Source organism: Sphingomonas changbaiensis NBRC 104936, from assembly GCF_000974765.1.
Lineage (GTDB): Bacteria > Pseudomonadota > Alphaproteobacteria > Sphingomonadales > Sphingomonadaceae > Sphingomonas_B > Sphingomonas_B changbaiensis.
Window position 1 is genome coordinate 16,451 of sequence record NZ_BBWU01000028.1, and the last position, 16,543, is coordinate 32,993.

Genomic DNA, 16,543 nt, shown 5'->3' on the forward strand with positions numbered 1-16,543 from the left:
ACAGGCAATCATTATGGATTTGTCGCCAGCAGACACGCCGCGGGTGCGCGCGGTTTCGGCCGATCCGGACCGGGCGCGCGTGCTCGTCGTCGACGATGACGAGCGCAACCTGCTCGCGATCCGGACGGTGCTGGAGGATGTCGCCGACATCGTCGAGGCGCGGTCGGGCGAGGAGGCGCTGCGGCACCTGCTGAAGCATGAGTTCGCGGTCATCCTGCTCGACGTCTACATGCCCGGCATGGACGGCTATGAGGTCGCCCAGATCGTTCGCGGGCGCGACCAATCGAAACGCATCCCGATCGTGTTCCTGTCGGCGGTCAACAAGGAGACCGAACACCTGATCCGCGGCTATTCGATGGGCGCGGTCGATTATGTGTTCAAGCCGGTCGAACCGGTGGTGCTGCGCTCCAAGGTCGCGGTATTCGTCGACCTGTTCCGGATGCGGCGCGAAATCCAGCAGAAGGCGCGCGAGCAGGAGGAATTGCTCAAGGCCAATCTGAAGACCACGGCCGAGCTGATCCGTGCCGAGCAGGAATTGCGCATCGCCGAGCAGCGGCAGGCGGCGATCATCAACTCGCTGCCGATCGTTCTGTATCTGGAGCCGTTCGACCGTAGGCCGCGCTGGCCGGCGTTCATCAGCGGCGACCTGGCGGCGATCACCGGCTTCACGATCGAGCAGATCGCCGAAAATCCGCACATCTGGGAAGAGCGGCTGCACCCGGAGGATCGCGACCGGGTGCTCGCCTGCCTTGAAGAGCGGCAGACCACCGGCCGCCTGTCGATCGAATATCGCTGGCGGGCCAGTGACGACAGCTACAAGCATTTCCTCGACCAGGCCGTGCTGCTGCCGGACGAGGACGGCGGGCCGGGCGAGTTCGCGGGCACCCTGCTCGACGTGACCGACCGCAAGGCGCTGGAGACGCAATTGCTCCAGGCGCACAAGATGGACGCGATCGGCAAGCTGACCGGCGGCATCGCGCACGACTTCAACAACCTCCTGGCGGCGGTGCTGGGCGGCATCGGCCTGATCGAGCGCCGGCTGCAGCTGGGCGACGACCAGAAGAAGATCCTGGGCATGACCCGGCACGCGGCCGAGCAGGGCACCGAACTGGTGCGCCGCCTGCTCGCGTTCGCCCGGCGGCAGAAATTGCAGCCGGCCTCGATCGTCGTGAAGGACATGTCGGTCCGGCTGAACGAGCTGCTCGCGCATACGCTGGGCGGGCTCGTCGAAATCCGCTGGGACGGGATGGACCGCAGCTGGAACGCGTTTGCGGACGAGACCCAGCTGGAGCTCGCGCTGATGAACCTGATCATCAATGCGCGCGACGCAATGGCGGAAGGCGGCACGATCACGATCGCGGCGGCCAATCACCGGACCGCCGACGCCGCAGCACTGTCGCTGCCGGCGGGCGACTATGTGACGCTGGCGGTCTCCGACACCGGCGAGGGTATCGCGCCGGCGATGCTGGAACAGGTGATGGAGCCGTTCTTCACAACGAAGCCCGTCGGCAAGGGCACCGGCCTGGGCTTGTCGATGGTCTATGGCTTTGCGCGTCAATCGGGCGGCGGCGTGCACATCGAAAGCCAGGTCGGGCGCGGCACCACCGTCACCATCTGGCTGCCGCGCGCGCCGGAGCAGGACGGCCTGCTTGCTGCTGCCGGAAAGGATGCGGCGCCGGACCAGGCGATGCGGCCGCTGCGCATCCTGCTGGTCGACGATCACGAGGGTGTCCGCACGATGACGGCGGCAATGCTCGGCGAGCTGGGCCACAAGGTCAACGCGGTCGGCAACGGCAACAGTGTGGTGAAGCGGCTGAAGGGCGGCGACAAGGATTGGGACCTGCTGATCACCGACTATGCGATGCCCACCATCTCCGGCTCGGAGCTGCTGAGGAAAGCGCGCGAGCATGCGCCCGGCCTGCCGGGGCTGCTGATTACCGGCTACGCCGATCCGGACTCGATCGGCAGCCGGCCCGAGGACGTCGAAGTGCTGGTGAAGCCATTCACGATCGAACAGCTCCGCGCCGCGATCGGGCGCTGCGCGGGACTCGGCTAGGCCTTGGCGTTCTTGCGGATGATCGCGACGATGATCAGCAGGAACGCAAGCAGCCGGATCAGATAGAGCGGACTGCGCTCCTCGACCGGGATGCCCGACAGCGTCAGCAGCGCCTGGCCGAAACCGAGCAGCGCGAAGGCGGCGGCAAAGGCGAGGAACAGGCCATCGTGCGTGCGCCGCCAGAACCGGGCGAAGAACAGCGTCGCGACCAGAAAGCCGCAGGTGATGGCGCCGCTGAGGAAGGCATTGAGAATCGGGCTCACGCTTCGTCTCCCCGCCAGATGAAGCCGAACAGCAGGACGCCCACCGCCAGCAACGATGCGGCGAGCCGGTAAAAACCCAGATCGACCGGCACGATCAGCAGATCGAAGATCACGATCAGGTTGTTGAGCGCGAGCAGACCGAAACAGAGCGCGCTCCAGAACAGCATATGCCCACGCACCTGCAGATAGCTGCGCATCAGCAGCCAGGCGCAGATTGCGCTGGTCAGGAAACAGAGCAGATAGACTGCCCCAGGGAACCATGTCTCGAAGCTCATTCCCCCTGGTCCCTTCGAAAACGGAACGCATCGGCGAAGTTGACGACCGAATCCGCGGCACCGCCGACAATCAATCGCCGCACCGCCGCCGGACGCGATGCGTAGAAGGCCGCGACGGCTGCCACGGTTTCCTCCAGCGCCGGCGAGTTCGGCGCGTATTGCGCACGCTTTTCGTCGTCGATCGAAACAAGCCCGGCTGCGACAAGATCTGCCGTGCTGCGCGTCAAGACCTGTTCGCTCGCGCGCAAGGATTCGATCAGTTCCTCGCGCGTCCAGCGATGCTCCGGCTGGCTGCGCAGCAAAAGCAGCAGCTCAAGCGACCAGATCGATCCGAAGGCCGAGCGCATGAATCTGTTGATCGCGCTATCGTCGACCATGATCCGGGAGCGGAGTCGTCAACATGCCAATGCCCTTGGCATGGACCGGACCTCGTTCCAAGCCTGGATTGGCCCTGAAATGACCCGGATCGGGAAAAGTCGCTAAATCGCTGAGAATCGCCGCTCGATTCGCGCCCGAAACCTCCCGGACGGCGGCAAAGCTGGTGCGAGCGGGCCGCCGCGCTACAGCCCCTCGCCGCCCATCCAATGCGCGTTCGCGAGCCGCCGCGCGATCATCCACGCCTGGCGCCGCAGATCGGGCACGGCCGTCATTTCCCAAAAGGCGCCGCGCGTCATCGGGCCGATGCAGTAAAGGCTCCGGTTTGCGACACCGGCGGCATCGACCGTGCGGCATGCCGCATCCGTGTCGATGCCAAGCCCCAGCCGGTCCGGCCGTATGACGCCACGGCCAACGAGGTTCTGGAGCAGCGGCTGGTCCGAGCGGGACAGGTCGCCATGCACGCCGGTGCAATTGATGATGCGATCGACCTGGAGCGTACGCACCTCGCTCGTGCCGCGCGGGCGCCAGCGGACGTTCAGGCCGTCCGGTGATCGCTCGACACCAAGCAGCTGGCCGGCCTCCGCCCGGAACCGGCCGGCTGCCTCGATCCCTTGGACTCGCTGCATCGCTTCGGGCGCGAGCCGGTGCCGGTGCACGTCCCAATAAGGGCGAAGGTGACGCAGGAAGCGCCGGCGCGTTGCGTGGTCGGCACGCCACCAGAGCTGGTGCGTCACCGGCCGCAGCTCGTCGATCGCGCTCCGCCAACCGATCGCGCGCGCCCGCATTCGAACCCGCCGCGTCAGCTGCGAAAGGCGTCGTGCGTCGGGCAATGCGGCGGCCGTGACGGCAGGCTGCCCCAGGTCGTGCGCGCGCGCCAGCAACCCCCGCCGCGACAGCGCGAACACCTCTCCCGCAAGACCTCGTCCGTCGAGATCGAGCAGCACGTCGACTGCGGTCAGCCCCGTGCCGATCAGAAGGGTCCGGCCGCGGATGTCCGGCGCACCGTCCGGCCCAAGGCTCCATGGATCGTCGACGTACGCACCGCCGTCGAGCGCTTCCAGGCCGACGCCGGTCGGGATCGCGGGCGGCAGGTTGCCGACGCTCAGCACGACGGTGTCCGCCTCGATCGCGGGCGCCTCATCCATCACGAGCCGGAGCCGGCCGTCGGCCTCGATGACGTCCGTCACCTCGCCATGGATAACGCGGAGCCTGTGATCCGTGTCGGCGGCAACCTGGGCAAGCAATTCGCGAAGATAAAGGCCGTAAAGCCGGCGGCGGACGAACGGACTCCTGCCCGCTGCCCGGGCGCCGAGCCAGCGTTCGAAATGCGCAGGATCGTCCGGAAACGCACTCATCCCGCCGGCGCGGACGTTCAGCAGATGATCCGGCCTGGCGGAGCCATAGGCGACGCCGCGGGCGAGCTGGTCCTGGCGGCGCTCGATCAGCGTAACGCGCGGGCCGTCATGGCGCAGCAGGTTGATCGCGAGCAGCGTCCCGCTGAAACCGCCGCCGACGATCGCGACATGCGCGCGCTGATTGAGCAATCGACTTCCTTTTACCGGCCCTGTTCCGTTTGCATCACGCGCTATACACTTTGGTGACAGGCTGGCCATTTTCCAGGGAGAGACGCGATGGCACGCGGCATCAAGGACAAGGTGGCGATCCTGGGCATGGGCTGCGCCAGGTTCGGCGAGCGCTGGGCCGACGACGCCGACACGCTGATGGTCGAAGCGTTCGACGAGGCGATCGCCGATGCCGGGATCGAGCCGAGCGCGATCGACGCCGCCTGGCTGGGCGTGGCGTTCGATGCGGTGAACATCGGACCGTCGGGCATTCCGCTGTCGATGGCGCTGAGACTCCCCAACATCGGCGTCACCAAGGTCGAAAATTATTGTGCGAGCGGGACCGAGAGCTTCCGGGGCGCCGTCTATGCGGTCGCATCCGGGGCGGCCGATATCGCGCTGGCGATGGGCGTCGAGAAATTGAAGGACACGGGCTATGGCGGCCTGCCGGTGCGGACGCGCGGCACGACCTTCGACATGGTCGGCGTCACCGGATCGGCGCCCGGCAATTTCGCCCAACTTGCCGGCGCCTATCGGACCAAGCACGGCGTCGGGAAAGCCGACCTGAAGCGGGCGATGGCGCATGTGTCGGTCAAGTCCCACGCGAACGGGGCGAAAAACCCGAAGGCGCATCTGCGGAAGGCGGTCGACATGGACACGGTGTTGAACGCGCCGATGATCGCCGAGCCGCTGGGGCTGTACGACTGCTGCGGCGTGTCGGACGGCGCGGCGTGCGCGATCGTCACGACGCCGGAGATCGCGCGGAGCCTGGGCAAGACTGACCTGGTCACGGTCAAGGCGCTGCAGGTCTCGACTTCCAACGGCTGGGAGCTGCAGCAGGCGGGCGGCTGGGACGGCAGCTATTTCCACACGACCCGCATCGCCGCCGCCAAGGCCTATGAGGAAGCCGGCGTCACCCGCCCCCGCGAGCAGATCGACCTGATGGAAGTCCACGACTGTTTCTCGATCACCGAGCTGGTGACGATGGAGGACCTGCACATCTCGAAGGAAGGCGAAGGCTGGAAGGATGTGCTCGACGGCTTCTTCGACGCGGACGGCGCGGTGCCGTGCCAGATCGACGGCGGCCTCAAATGCTTCGGCCACCCGATCGGCGCGTCGGGACTCAGGATGATTTACGAGAATTATCTGCAGCTGCTGGGCCGTGCGGGGGAGCGGCAGCGCCAGCAGCCGCCCAGCCTGGCGCTGAGCCACAATCTGGGCGGATCGCCGATCCAGAATGTGAGCGCGGTCGCGATCGTGGGGCTGGCCTGACCTACCTCTCCCATTGGGAGAGGTCGAGTCGGGCGGCAGCCCGACCGGGTGAGGGCGATTGGATGTTTGGGTCACCCTCACCCCGCTCGCGGCTCCGCCGCGAGTCGCCCTCTCCCGATGGGAGAGGGAATTAGAGCGCCATCCCCGCCGCCCAGCCGCTGGCCCAGGCCCATTGGAAATTATAGCCGCCGAGCCAGCCGGTGACGTCCACCGCCTCGCCGATCGCGTAGAGGCCGGGCACCTTGCGCGCTTCCATCGTCTGAGAGGAGAGCTCGGCGGTGCTGATGCCGCCGGCGGTGACTTCGGCCTTGGCGAAGCCTTCGGTGCCGTTCGGGTGGAAAGGCCAGCCGGCGAGACGCTGTTCGGCCCCCTGAAGCTGCGCATCGGGGCAGTTGGCGAGTTCGCGGGTGAGGCCGATGCGTTCCGCGAGCACGTCCGCGAGCCGGTCCGGCAGCATCACGGCGAGCTGGCTGCGAAGCGTCGCGCGCGGGTGCTCGCGCTTGGCGGCGCGGAGCCAACCCGTCGCACGATCGGGCAGGAAGTCGATCGCGACCGGCTCGCCATGGCGCCAATAGGAGGAAATTTGCAGGATCGCGGGGCCGGAAAGGCCGCGATGCGTGAACAGGGCCGCCTCGCGGAACGCCGTCCTGCCGGCGCGCGCGACAACCTCGGCTGAAACACCCGAGAGGCTGCGGAACAAAGTCTCGTCGCCGCCGAGCGTCAGCGGCACCAATGCCGGGCGCGGCTCGATCACTTTCAGGCCGAAGCGGCGGGCGAGATCATAGGCGAAGTCCGTCGCGCCCATCTTCGGGATCGACGGTCCGCCGGTCGCGATCACCAGCGCGGGTGCCTGGGCCTGCCGGCCCCCGAAGCTCAGGCGGAAGCGGCCGTCCGCATGCTCGATCTCGCGCGCCGAGTGGCCGACGGCGATGTCGGCGCCGCCCTGCGCGCATTCAGCGAGCAGCATGTCGACGATCTGGCGCGACGAGCCGTCGCAGAAGAGCTGGCCGAGCGTCTTTTCGTGCCAGGCGATGCCGTAGCGCTCGACCAGCGCCAGGAAATCCTGCGCGGTGTAGCGGCCGAGCGCGGACTTCGCGAAATGCGGGTTGGCGGAGAGGTAGCGATCGGGCGCGACGCCTAGATTGGTGAAGTTGCACCGCCCGCCGCCCGAGATCAGGATCTTCTTGCCCACGCGATCGGCATGCTCGATCACCAGCACGCGGCGGCCGCGCTGCCCGGCAACGGCCGCGCACATCAGCCCCGCCGCGCCCCCGCCCAGCACGATCGCGTCATAGTCGGTCATTGGCGGGCCTTAGCGCATCTCTTCCCAATCGATAGCGGAAATTGCCAACTGATGTTGCCATCCCGCCAAACGTGAATTCGCCTTCCCATTGCAATCAAGCACTTACCCATTTGGCACGGGCATTGCTGAACAAGAGGCAATCGGCGGATTGGCCGCCGCGATTGGCAAGGGATACCTACATGATCCGCACCTACGACGTCTCCGCCCGCCTCGCCGCGTTCGCCGCTGCACTGCTCTTCGCGACCCTGAGCCTCGTCGCCACTGTCGGCCCGGCCGTCCCGTCCTACCCGTTCGCCTGATCCGGCGACCGCTATGCTGAGCCTCGATCGCGTCAGCAAACGCTATGGCCGCAAGCTGGTCCTCGACCGGGTCGAGCATGACTTCGGGCCGGGCCTGACCCTGCTGGTGGGCCCGAGCGGCGCCGGCAAATCGACCCTGCTGCGGCTGCTCGCCACCGCCGAGCGGCCGAGCTGGGGGACGATCCGCTGGGACGGCATCGTGCTTCCCAAGGCCCGCGCGACGATGCGGCAGGCGCTCGGCTACGCGCCCCAGGCCGTCGATCTGCCCGAAGACCTGACCGCGCGCGAGTTCGCGATGCACATCGCCGCGCTGAAGGGACTGGAACTGAAGGCTGCCGACAAGCAATTCCTGAGCATCACCGACGCGATCGGACTGCATGCCGACGTGAACAACCGCATCGCGACCTTTTCGGGTGGCATGCGGCGGCGGCTGATCTTCGCCCAGGCGCTGCTCGGCAACCCGAAGCTGCTGATCCTCGACGAGCCCACCGCCGAGCTCGACGGCGAGACCGCCCGGCGTGTCGGCGACCTGATACTGGAGCGCGCCCGCGAGGCGATCGTGATCATGACGACGCACTTGAGCGATGCGTTCGCGCCCAAGGTGCGCGCGGTGCTGCGCGTCGACGACCGCCGGGTGCTGCCCGCATGAGCGCCGCGCTCGCCGCGCGCTCGACCTTTGCCGCCGCGCTCACCCGCTACTCGCGCAGCTGGGGCCTCTGGATCCTGCTGCTGATCGCTCCTGTTGGCGCGCGGCTGTTCGTGCCGCGCGGGGACGGGACGGCGATCGTCATTTCGATCGCGGACCATTTGCCGGTGATGACCGCGCCGGTGATCGGCGTGTGCCTGGGCGTGGTCGTCTCGACCCTGCTGCTGCCGGCCGCCTACATTTATCTCCGCGCCAACACCAACCGCCGCCAGCCGTGGCAGATCGCCGAAGTGACCGCCGCCCCGCGCGTGGCGATCGCATTCGGCCGGTTCGGCGCCGATCTGGCGGTGCTGTTCGGCGCGCTCGCGGCGCTGAACGCGGCCGGCATTTTCCTGGCCTGGCTGATCCTGCCCTGGCGGGCATTCGATCCCGCCGCCCTGAGCTTTGCGCTATGGGTGATCGCCGGCCCCGCCGTTATGGGATTGGCCGCGATCCGCACGCTGTTCGATGCCGCGCCATTGCTGCGAGGCGCGCTGGGCGACTTTGCCTATCTGGTGCTGTGGATCGCCTCGCTCGCGGCACCGTCCGGCGCGGCGATAAGCGAGAGCAATTTCTCCGCGAACATGCTGGACTTCGGCGGCTTCGTGCGCCCCCTGGTCTTTGGCGCAGGGCTGAGCGATCCCAATTTTGCGATCGGCGGAGCGGCGGTGAAGCCCGGCCGCATCCCGATCGACGCGATGGCGGGCCTGTTCTCGCCCGGATATCTGCCGTCGCGGCTGGCATGGGCAGGGATTGCGCTGGCCGTCGTGGCCGTCGCCGGGCTGATCTATCGGCCGCACCGCGCGCGCAATCGCCCGAGCCTCACCGCACGTGCGGGCAAGCTGCTGGAGGTGGGGCCAGCGCCCGCGGCCGATCCCGAGGCCGGCGCTGCGGAGCGGTGCGCCCTGCCGGCGCTGAACCTGTTCGCGGCCGAGTTCCGGCTGATCGGCGCGGGACGTCTGTTCAAGCTGCTCGCGCTCGCTGTCGCCGTGGCGGGGATCGTGACGGACGCGACGCCGGCGCTTCTGCTGTTGCTCGTGTTCGCGCTGACGGCGCATGCGGGCCGCAGCGAGAGCGCGGGACTCCGCGCGCTGACCCGCACCGTGCCGGGCAATCCCTGGGCGCGGCGAGCCGCGTTCGTGGTCGCGGGTTCGGCCTGGGCGGCGCTGATCGCCCTGCCCCATGTGCTGAGGCAGCTCGATCCGATCGGCTTCGGCATGACGGCGGGCCTGGGTGGAGTCGCTGCGATCGCCGCGATCGGCCTTGCCGCACTCAGCGGATCAAGCTTTGCGCCGCGGCTGGTGCTGCTGATCGCCTGGTACGCTTACACGGCGAGTTGAAGACGCTACCATTGTTCGGCCGGAGCGTTAGATAGGCGGCATGACGAAGAGCGCGACCGACCTGATGCAGGACATCCTCTTTTCCGCCGTGATCGATTCGATCCAGGCACTGAAGACGGCGTCCAAAGGGCTGCCGAACACCCTGCTGCGCGACCTGAACGCGATTCATGCGAACGTCACGCTGGCCGACCTGCCGGAAGAGGTGCAGGCGGCGATCGCGACCAATGTCCGCTCCGCATTCACCCGGCTGCTGAAGGAAGGCTATTCGGTGATGCCGCGCGGCGGCACGCCCGAGCGGCGCGGCCCCGCGCCGGCGCCTGTGGTCGGCCGCGGCGAGCGGCGGCCGCCGCAGGGAGAACGGCGCCCCCCGGCCGGCGGACGCCCCGGCGGGCCGAAGCCGACTTCTCCTGGCGGGCGCCCGCAGGGCCCGCGCCGCCCGCCCAAACCGCGCGGCTAAGGCGATCCCGCGATGGCGCGGACGATCATCCTGGTTGCCGGGTTGGGTTTAGCACTCGGTGCCTGTGCCGCCCCGACCGGGACCGCGATCATCAATGTCCCGCCGAAGCGGCCATCGGCCGAGCTGGTCGCCAAGGCCACCGCCGACGCGGCCGCGCAAGTGAAGCGCTGTTACCGCGCGCCGCGCGTGTTCGGCGAAGGACGGCGGATCACTACGAAGCTGGCGGTGAACTATGCTCCGGACGGAAATGTGGTCGGCGTGCCGACGGTGCTGTCGCAAAGCGGCGTCACGCCCGACAACCGGATGTTCGCGGACGAGATGGCCGCAGCGGCAATCGAATCCGTCGTCCGCTGCTCGCCGCTGCACCTGCCGGCTGAACTCTACGCGTTCGGCTGGAGCAGCTTCGAGCTGACGTTCAGCCCGGCGCTGCGCGGTTAGTAATCCTTCCGGTATCTCAGCTCCACGCTGGTTCCGGAGAAGGAGCTGGTCTGCGACAGGATGCTGAGCGCCTTTGACAGCGCGATGTTGATCTGGGTCGCCGTGAAGCCGCGCGCGTCGGTGATGATTTCCACATAGATGCGGTTCGAGATGTAGGTGCCGGCGGCGACTGCGGTGCCGCGGCCGGTCGTCTCGTCGGCGCCAAGGATGCGGAGGCGATCGATGCCGGCGACGGAGCGGAGCTTGCCGAGCGGATTCAGGCCGCCGCCCGAGCCGCGCAGGCTGTTGAGCGCGGCGGCGAGCTGCACTGCCTGGATCGCCGAAATGCTCGAGATCGACTCGCCGAACAGCGCACGCGACAAGAGCTCGTCCTGCGGCAGCTGCGGCGTCGAGCTGAAGCTGATCTGCGGGTCCTGCGCGCGCCCGCCGATGACGATCGTGATGGCCGTGCCGGACACCTCGCCGGTCGCGCGGATATCGAGCGCCGGGTTCGTGCCGCCTTCGAACGTGACGTGGCTGGTGTCGTCGAGATCGAAGCGGCGGCCAGCGAAACTGTAGGTGCCGCGCACCACATCGAGCCTTCCGACCAATTGCGGCGCGGCGCTGGTGCCGGTCACGCGCAGGTCGGCCGCCCATTCGGATTCGAGCCCCATGCCGCTGACGAACACCTGATTGTCGGCGCGCAGCCTGAGGTCGAGCTTGAACAGGCCCGGCAGGGCGGGCGGCGCGTCCGGCTCGGTCGAAGGCGGCGGCGCGCCCTTGCGGCGGACGCCTTCCAGCACCGCGACTTCGGCCGCGCCCTGCCGCACGATCTGATAACGAACCTCGGGCAGCCGCAGGTCGCCCGAGATCACCGCCCCGGCCGCCTTGCTGTTGGTCAGCTGGATCGTGCCGGTTGCCGTCGCGCCGAGCGCGTCCGACCGGGCGAGCCGGGCGTGATCGAGCGTAGCGCGGACGTCGATCGGATAGCCGGACGCGGAAGACAGGCCGATGCTGCCGCGGCCGGTGATCGTCCCCTCGCCCGCCTGGCCTGAGAACTCCGCAATCTCCAGCCGGTCGTTGGTGAAGCGGCCCGACAGGCGGATGTTGCGGATGCGGGTGCCATAGGTCTCGTTCACATAGCCGAGCGCATTGGCGCGGATGACGCCGGTCAGCTGCGGCTGGTCGACGCGTCCGCCGAAATCGGCAGCGACCCCGATCGGCCCGGTCAGCTGCTGGTCGGCGATGCCGGTGAGCGACCAGAGCACATCGGCCGGGCCATTGTAGCGGATGCCGCCGGACAGGGGCGCGGCCAGCAACCGGCTGGTCCAGCTGCCGCCGGCGGCAACCGGCTGCAGCCGAGCCTGCAACCGGCCGATCGCCTGCCCGCCCCGCCGGATCACCGCGCGCAGATCGCCGCCTTCGGGCCGGAGCGTACCCAGCACGTCAAGGTCGACCGGCTCCGACACGGCCGCGGCTCCGGAGCGGGTGAAGTTATCGACCTTGAGGCGTAGGTCGGCGCGCGGGAAGGCATTGCCCGTCTGGGTGAAATCGAGGCTGCCGGTCGCCTTGCCGCCGACGCCCGCGCCGGCGGCGAACGCGTTCAGCACCGACAGGTCGAGATTGTCGAAGCGGGCACGAAGCTCGATGCCCGGGCCATAGCGGCCGGTCAGCCGGATTTCGCCCTGCGGAAGCACGATTGTCGTCGGATCGAGTGCGTAGCCGCCATCCTGCGCCCGGATCACTGCCGGACGCGCGAGGTGGAAGGCGATGCTGTTCACCTTGCCCTGCGCAGCGACGCGGTAGAGGCCGGGCGAGAGGTCGGCGTTGGCCGCGATATCGAATGAAGCGCCGCTGCGGCCGTGCACGACCAGGGCCGCGGTGCCCCGGCCGCCTTGATAGTTGATGCGCGCGCGCGCCGTCTGGATCAGCATTTGGCCCTGGCGCACGCCGGCCGCCTGGATGTCGGCCACGACCAGGGGGGCGCTGGCATAGAGCACCAGCCGCGCCTCGATGATCGCGCGTCCGATCCGGATCGGCGGATCGGACGGAATCGTCGCATCGGTCGCGCGGGCGGAGATTTGCGCCGTCTGCACGCTCCCCTGCGCGCCCAGGCGCACGGTGCCGGTGAAGCCGGAGCCGGCGAGGCTCAGCTGGCCCGCGAACGGCCCGGCGCGGGTCTGGGTGACGCGTCCCTTGAAGTCGATGCCGGCAAAGTGCGCGCGGCGGATATCGACCGCGAGCGGCCCACCTCCGGCCGTCGCGACGAACAGGTCGGCGCTGAACGGTCCATAAGGCGAGCCGCCGGTCGCCGTGATCGCATAGCCATTGCCGGTCGAGCGGACGATCGCGTCCACATTGCTGAGCTGCACGCCGATGTTCGGGCGCGAGGCGCGGAGGCGGATTTGCGGGCGCGCGGCCGTGCCGGTGACGAATACGGTGAGCGGACCATATTGATCGGAGACGCCGCTTGCGCGGAACTCGATCCGGCCGTCGGGGCGATAGGTCCCGCCGCCGTCGCTGATCTTCAGCTTGGGCGCGGCAAGGCGGAGCCGCGTGATCCGCACCACGCCGCCATCCCCATAGGCCAGGCGACCCGTAACGATGGTGTGGCCGCCGAGCAGGTTGCGGACGCTGCCATTGTCGATCCGCACCGTCTCTGCGGCGAAGCGGCCGGTCAGCGCGAAACCCCTGGCGGTCGTAACCAGGTTCACGTCGGTCGTAAGGCCGATGATGCCGACGCCTTGGACCAGGTAATTGTTGATCCGCCCTTTCAGCCCGGCGCGGTAGACGCCGCTCGACAGGTCGGCGACGACGACGGCCGTCGCGTCGATCTGGGGCGAGCGGATGCGAAGATTGTTCGACAGGATCGTGTCGCCGCTGATCGCGAGCTGGCCATCGACCGAGACGTTGGTGAGCAGTCCGCCGACGCTTGGGCTGAGCCCGGTCACGCGCGCCGCCTTTGCGGAGACCGGAATCAGAATGCGATCGCTGTTCACGCGCGCCCGGCCGGTTGCGACCAGCCGCTCCACGGTCGTCGTGTTGAAGCCGATCGCATCCGCGGTCAGCCGGTAATCGACCGCCGGCCGGACGAACGGCCCGTCCAGGATCATCTGCAGCCGAACGGCGCGCCCGCTGAGGTTCGGTGCGATCGACGCCGGCCGGATCAGCCGCGCGTCGACGCGGAATGCGCCGAAGCGGCTGTGCGCCAGATCGATCTCGCCGGACGCGTCCACCGCGATTGCGTCGGACCGGAGCGCGAGCTTGGTGTCGGCGATGCGCTTGTCGAGAGCGGCGGTCAGGTCCACGTTCAGCACCGGCGCGGTGATCCGCGCGGCAGCGGGCGCGATCAGGCCAGGGTGCGTCGGTCCGCGCAGCGTGAACGTGCCGTTCCGCGCCATCAGTTCAAGATCGGCGAGCTGTTCGCCGCCGAGCGCCGCCTGCAATCGCCCGTTCCAGGCCTGCCAGCTGCCCTTGCCGCCGATCTGCGCGACCAGCGGCGCCTTCAATCCCGCCCTGCCGGCGATCGCACCGCCCGCCGGCGCGTTCAGCCGCACGTCGATCGCGAGCCGGTTGTCGTCGGGCACCGCGTCCAGCACCAGCTTCAGCCGGTCGCCGCCGCCCAGCACCGCCGCATCGGCGCGGACCTGTGCCCGCCGGTCCGCGATCTTCGCGCTGCCCTCGATCGTGACGACGCGCCGCTGGCCGGAGACCGGCGGCTCCAGCACCAGCCGGTCCACCTTCAGCCGGCCGATATCGATGTCGATATTGGGCAGGATCGGCGCGTTCGGCTGGTTCGGCACCGGCTTCAGTGCCGGCAGCCGCCTCAATGTGATCAGCGGGGCGACGGCCGAGCGAATGTCGATGTGATTGCTGAGATAGGCGAAGGGCCGCCAGTCGATCTCGATGCGCGGCGCGGTCGCGAACACGCCCTTGGTGTCGCTGACCCGCACATCGCGCAGCACCATTTCGCCATAGATCGAGCCGTCGATCCGCCCGACCTGGAAATGCAGCCCCGACTGGGTGGTGAAACCCGCGATCTTGTCGGCGATGAAGCGGCGGCCTGGATCGGTGTTGAGGCCGACGAGCACGAGCCCCAGCAGCACCACCAGCCCGAGAACGATGCCGCCGGCCCAGAGCGCGATCCGCCGCGCGGTCATCAGAAGGCCTGCCCGATCGAGACGTATGCCGTGAACCGGGCATCGCCCTTACGCGGGTTCAGCGGCGTCGCGATATCGACGCGGATCGGCCCGAAATTGGTATAGAGCCGGCCGCCGATGCCGGCGCCGAAGCGCAGGTCGCGGAACTTGGGTGTGCTGCTTTGATAGACCTGGCCGGCGTCGATGAACGGCACGATTCCGTAATTGCCGAAGCGGTAGCGTGCCTCCAGCGCGAACTCGTTCAGGCTGCGCCCGCCCAGCGGATCGTTGTTGGCGTCGCGTGGCCCCAGCTCCTGATAGCCATAGCCGCGCACCGAACCGCCGCCGCCCGCGTAGAGCCGCCGCGACGGCGCGATGCTGTCGCGCGGCGCGCCGACGATCGAGCCCAGCCGCACACGGCCGGCGATCGTCAGGCTGTCGCTTGCCGGGTAATAGATGCTGCCGTCGACTTGGGCGCGGACATATTGGTCGAATGCGCCGTGAGCGCGCTGCGAGACTTCGGGGCTGACGCGGGCGGCCAGGCGGAAGCCGTGGGTCGGATCGAGCAGATTGTTGGACCGGTCGTACCCGATCTGCGCCGGGAGCGCCGCGATGAAATAAGTGCCGTCATCGCGCCTGCGGGTCGGATCGCTGCGCTTTTCATCGGTCGTGACCAGCTCGAAGCCGTAGCTCCAGGTCCAGACCTTCTGCCAGATCGGCGTCGACTGGCGCGAGATGCTGCCGGTCAGCGACGCCGTGAGCGCTTCATAGGCCGCATAATCCTGATGCGAAGCATTGAGCGCCAGATTGACGGTGCGATCGCGCTTGCCGGCATTCGAGCGGCGGAAGGTGACGGTCGCGCCCTGCTCCTGCGTTCCCGCCACGCCGGCCACGATCAGCGCGCCTTCGGGTGGGAACAGGTTACGGTGCGTCCAGCTGCCGCGAAGCGTGAAGCCCTGGCCCGTCGCGTAACCCGCCTGGGCGGCGAGCGTGCGCGGCGGGCCCGCCTGCTCCACCACGCGCAGGTCGACCAGCTCGGTGCCGTCCGGCCCGGGCTGGCCGGTCGCGACCGGTTCAACCGCGACGCTGGAGAACAGACCCGTAGCGACCATCGCCTCGCGCAGGTCGTCGACCTTGCGGCTGTCGTAGAGATCGCCGCGCTTGAAGCGGGACAGGACCGCGACATGGTCCGCCCCGAACGCCAGCTTGCCCTCGGTCGTGAAGCCGCCGAAGCTGCTGCGCGCGCCGGGATCGACGGGGAGCGTATAGTCGCCCAGGTGCGTCGCCGGATCGAGCAGCACGTCGCGTTGCCCGATCTCGACGAAGGGATAACCTTGCTGCGGCAGGCGCAGCCGCACGTTCGCCTCCGCGGCTTCCACGTCGGCGGCGATGATCGGGTCGCCGGACTTGAGCTTCAGCGCGTCGCGGGCGATGCCGGGCGGCACGGTCGCCGGCCCGGTGATCGCGATCGCGCCGAATGCATAGCGCGGACCCGGCACCGCGCTGATCGTCGCCGTGACGCGATTCGGCTGGTTCGGCGCCGGCTCGACGCTGGAGGTGACGACCGCGTCGTAATAGCCTTCGGAGTGGAGAATGGTCGCCGCGAGCCGCTCGTCCTCGCGTGCCCGCGCGGTGACAACAGCGCCGTTCGCCGCCTGGCCGTCGCCCTTGTCGAGCGCCGACAGCGAACGGAAGCGCCCTTCGAGCCCGACCTGTTTCAGCCCTTCGACGGCGACCTGGTAGCGCACGGCGGCGGCACTCTCGACCGCTTCCGCCTTGATCGGCTCGGCGGGCGTGGTGACGTCGAACGTCGAGAGTGGCGGCAACGGGGCGCTCAGCGCCGGATCGGGTGGCGGCGGCGCTGGCGTGTCGAACGACTGCAGCGGCGCCAGCGGCGCGTTGATATCGTCGCCGACCTTGGGCAATGCAGCCTCGAACTCCGCGTCGGGCACGATCGTGTCGCCGGGCGGCGGTAGCTGCGGCTGGGCGCGCGCGGGCACACTCGGCGCCCACGCCATCATCGCTGCCGCAAACCAGATCGCCTTCAAACGGAACCCCTTTTTTGGGGCAACGCGAACCGCTGGCGACAGTTCCGGA

13 protein-coding genes are annotated in these 16,543 nt (G+C 68.7%); 6 read left to right on the forward strand and 7 right to left on the reverse strand.

Annotated elements, in window-relative coordinates; genetic code table 11:
• Nucleotides 1-13 precede the first annotated feature (13 nt).
• Complete coding sequence (locus tag SCH01S_RS06565; RefSeq protein ID WP_046348115.1) at nt 14-2,056, forward strand: PAS domain-containing hybrid sensor histidine kinase/response regulator; 2,043 nt, start codon at nt 14-16, stop codon at nt 2,054-2,056.
• Here SCH01S_RS06565 and SCH01S_RS06570 read toward each other — a convergent pair.
• From SCH01S_RS06570 to SCH01S_RS06585, 4 genes are all read right to left on the reverse strand, one after another.
• Nucleotides 2,053-2,319 carry a DUF5985 family protein gene (locus SCH01S_RS06570; RefSeq protein WP_046347996.1) on the reverse strand — a complete coding sequence of 89 codons (267 nt, stop codon included), beginning with the start codon at nt 2,317-2,319 and terminating at the stop codon, nt 2,053-2,055. The two genes, SCH01S_RS06565 and SCH01S_RS06570, sit on opposite strands and share 4 nt — an antisense overlap.
• Nucleotides 2,316-2,594, reverse strand: coding sequence for a DUF5985 family protein (locus SCH01S_RS06575; protein ID WP_046347997.1), 279 nt, complete (start codon nt 2,592-2,594; stop codon nt 2,316-2,318). Before SCH01S_RS06575 ends, SCH01S_RS06570 begins: the two co-directional genes overlap by 4 nt.
• Nucleotides 2,591-2,971 carry a hypothetical protein gene (locus SCH01S_RS06580; protein ID WP_046347998.1) on the reverse strand — a complete coding sequence of 127 codons (381 nt, stop codon included), beginning with the start codon at nt 2,969-2,971 and terminating at the stop codon, nt 2,591-2,593. Before SCH01S_RS06580 ends, SCH01S_RS06575 begins: the two co-directional genes overlap by 4 nt.
• 183 nt (nt 2,972-3,154) lie before the next feature.
• Complete coding sequence (locus SCH01S_RS06585; protein ID WP_046347999.1) at nt 3,155-4,516, reverse strand: FAD/NAD(P)-binding protein; 1,362 nt, start codon at nt 4,514-4,516, stop codon at nt 3,155-3,157.
• Between the two features lie 87 nt (nt 4,517-4,603).
• On the opposite strand from SCH01S_RS06585, the gene SCH01S_RS06590 reads away from it, so the two are divergent.
• Nucleotides 4,604-5,806: an acetyl-CoA acetyltransferase gene (locus SCH01S_RS06590; RefSeq protein WP_046348000.1), complete on the forward strand. Its 1,203-nt coding sequence runs from the start codon at nt 4,604-4,606 to the stop codon at nt 5,804-5,806.
• Nucleotides 5,807-5,936: 130 nt separating this feature from the next.
• Here the strand turns inward: SCH01S_RS06590 and SCH01S_RS06595 are convergent, their stop codons facing one another.
• Nucleotides 5,937-7,109: a BaiN/RdsA family NAD(P)/FAD-dependent oxidoreductase gene (locus SCH01S_RS06595; RefSeq protein ID WP_046348001.1), complete on the reverse strand. Its 1,173-nt coding sequence runs from the start codon at nt 7,107-7,109 to the stop codon at nt 5,937-5,939.
• Between the two features lie 312 nt (nt 7,110-7,421).
• Here SCH01S_RS06595 and SCH01S_RS06600 point away from each other — a divergent pair, with 312 nt between their 5' ends.
• The 4 genes from SCH01S_RS06600 to tolA are packed head-to-tail and all read left to right on the forward strand — an operon-like array spanning nt 7,422 to nt 10,328.
• Nucleotides 7,422-8,057, forward strand: coding sequence for an ATP-binding cassette domain-containing protein (locus SCH01S_RS06600; protein ID WP_046348002.1), 636 nt, complete (start codon nt 7,422-7,424; stop codon nt 8,055-8,057).
• Complete coding sequence (locus tag SCH01S_RS06605; protein ID WP_046348003.1) at nt 8,054-9,433, forward strand: hypothetical protein; 1,380 nt, start codon at nt 8,054-8,056, stop codon at nt 9,431-9,433. Before SCH01S_RS06600 ends, SCH01S_RS06605 begins: the two co-directional genes overlap by 4 nt.
• 40 nt (nt 9,434-9,473) lie before the next feature.
• The gene (locus tag SCH01S_RS06610; protein WP_046348004.1) at nt 9,474-9,890 is read left to right on the forward strand and encodes a hypothetical protein; all 417 of its coding nucleotides are present in this window, start codon (nt 9,474-9,476) and stop codon (nt 9,888-9,890) included.
• A gap of 12 nt (nt 9,891-9,902) precedes the next feature.
• Nucleotides 9,903-10,328 (forward strand): cell envelope integrity protein TolA, encoded by a 426-nt coding sequence (gene tolA / locus SCH01S_RS06615; protein WP_046348005.1) that lies wholly within the window; start codon nt 9,903-9,905, stop codon nt 10,326-10,328.
• Here the strand turns inward: tolA and SCH01S_RS06620 are convergent.
• Together SCH01S_RS06620 and SCH01S_RS06625 are read right to left on the reverse strand one after the other, a co-directional pair.
• Nucleotides 10,325-14,467, reverse strand: a complete 4,143-nt coding sequence (locus SCH01S_RS06620; RefSeq protein WP_046348006.1) for a translocation/assembly module TamB domain-containing protein — start codon at nt 14,465-14,467, stop codon at nt 10,325-10,327. The two genes, tolA and SCH01S_RS06620, sit on opposite strands and share 4 nt — an antisense overlap.
• Complete coding sequence (locus SCH01S_RS06625) at nt 14,467-16,467, reverse strand: autotransporter assembly complex protein TamA (RefSeq protein ID WP_046348116.1); 2,001 nt, start codon at nt 16,465-16,467, stop codon at nt 14,467-14,469. The genes SCH01S_RS06620 and SCH01S_RS06625 overlap by 1 nt, the downstream gene beginning before the upstream one ends.
• Nucleotides 16,468-16,543: the final 76 nt, after the last annotated feature.

Coding starts and splice junctions, on each gene's coding strand:
- SCH01S_RS06575 (WP_046347997.1), bottom strand. CDS start 2,594: ATGAGCTTCGAGACATGGTTCCCTGGGGCAGTCTATCTGCTCTGTTTC.
- SCH01S_RS06600 (WP_046348002.1), top strand. CDS start 7,422: ATGCTGAGCCTCGATCGCGTCAGCAAACGCTATGGCCGCAAGCTGGTC.
- SCH01S_RS06580 (WP_046347998.1), bottom strand. CDS start 2,971: ATGGTCGACGATAGCGCGATCAACAGATTCATGCGCTCGGCCTTCGGA.
- SCH01S_RS06605 (WP_046348003.1), top strand. CDS start 8,054: ATGAGCGCCGCGCTCGCCGCGCGCTCGACCTTTGCCGCCGCGCTCACC.
- tolA (WP_046348005.1), top strand. CDS start 9,903: ATGGCGCGGACGATCATCCTGGTTGCCGGGTTGGGTTTAGCACTCGGT.
- SCH01S_RS06620 (WP_046348006.1), bottom strand. CDS start 14,467: ATGACCGCGCGGCGGATCGCGCTCTGGGCCGGCGGCATCGTTCTCGGG.
- SCH01S_RS06595 (WP_046348001.1), bottom strand. CDS start 7,109: ATGACCGACTATGACGCGATCGTGCTGGGCGGGGGCGCGGCGGGGCTG.
- SCH01S_RS06590 (WP_046348000.1), top strand. CDS start 4,604: ATGGCACGCGGCATCAAGGACAAGGTGGCGATCCTGGGCATGGGCTGC.
- SCH01S_RS06625 (WP_046348116.1), bottom strand. CDS start 16,467: ATGATGGCGTGGGCGCCGAGTGTGCCCGCGCGCGCCCAGCCGCAGCTA.
- SCH01S_RS06610 (WP_046348004.1), top strand. CDS start 9,474: ATGACGAAGAGCGCGACCGACCTGATGCAGGACATCCTCTTTTCCGCC.
- SCH01S_RS06565 (WP_046348115.1), top strand. CDS start 14: ATGGATTTGTCGCCAGCAGACACGCCGCGGGTGCGCGCGGTTTCGGCC.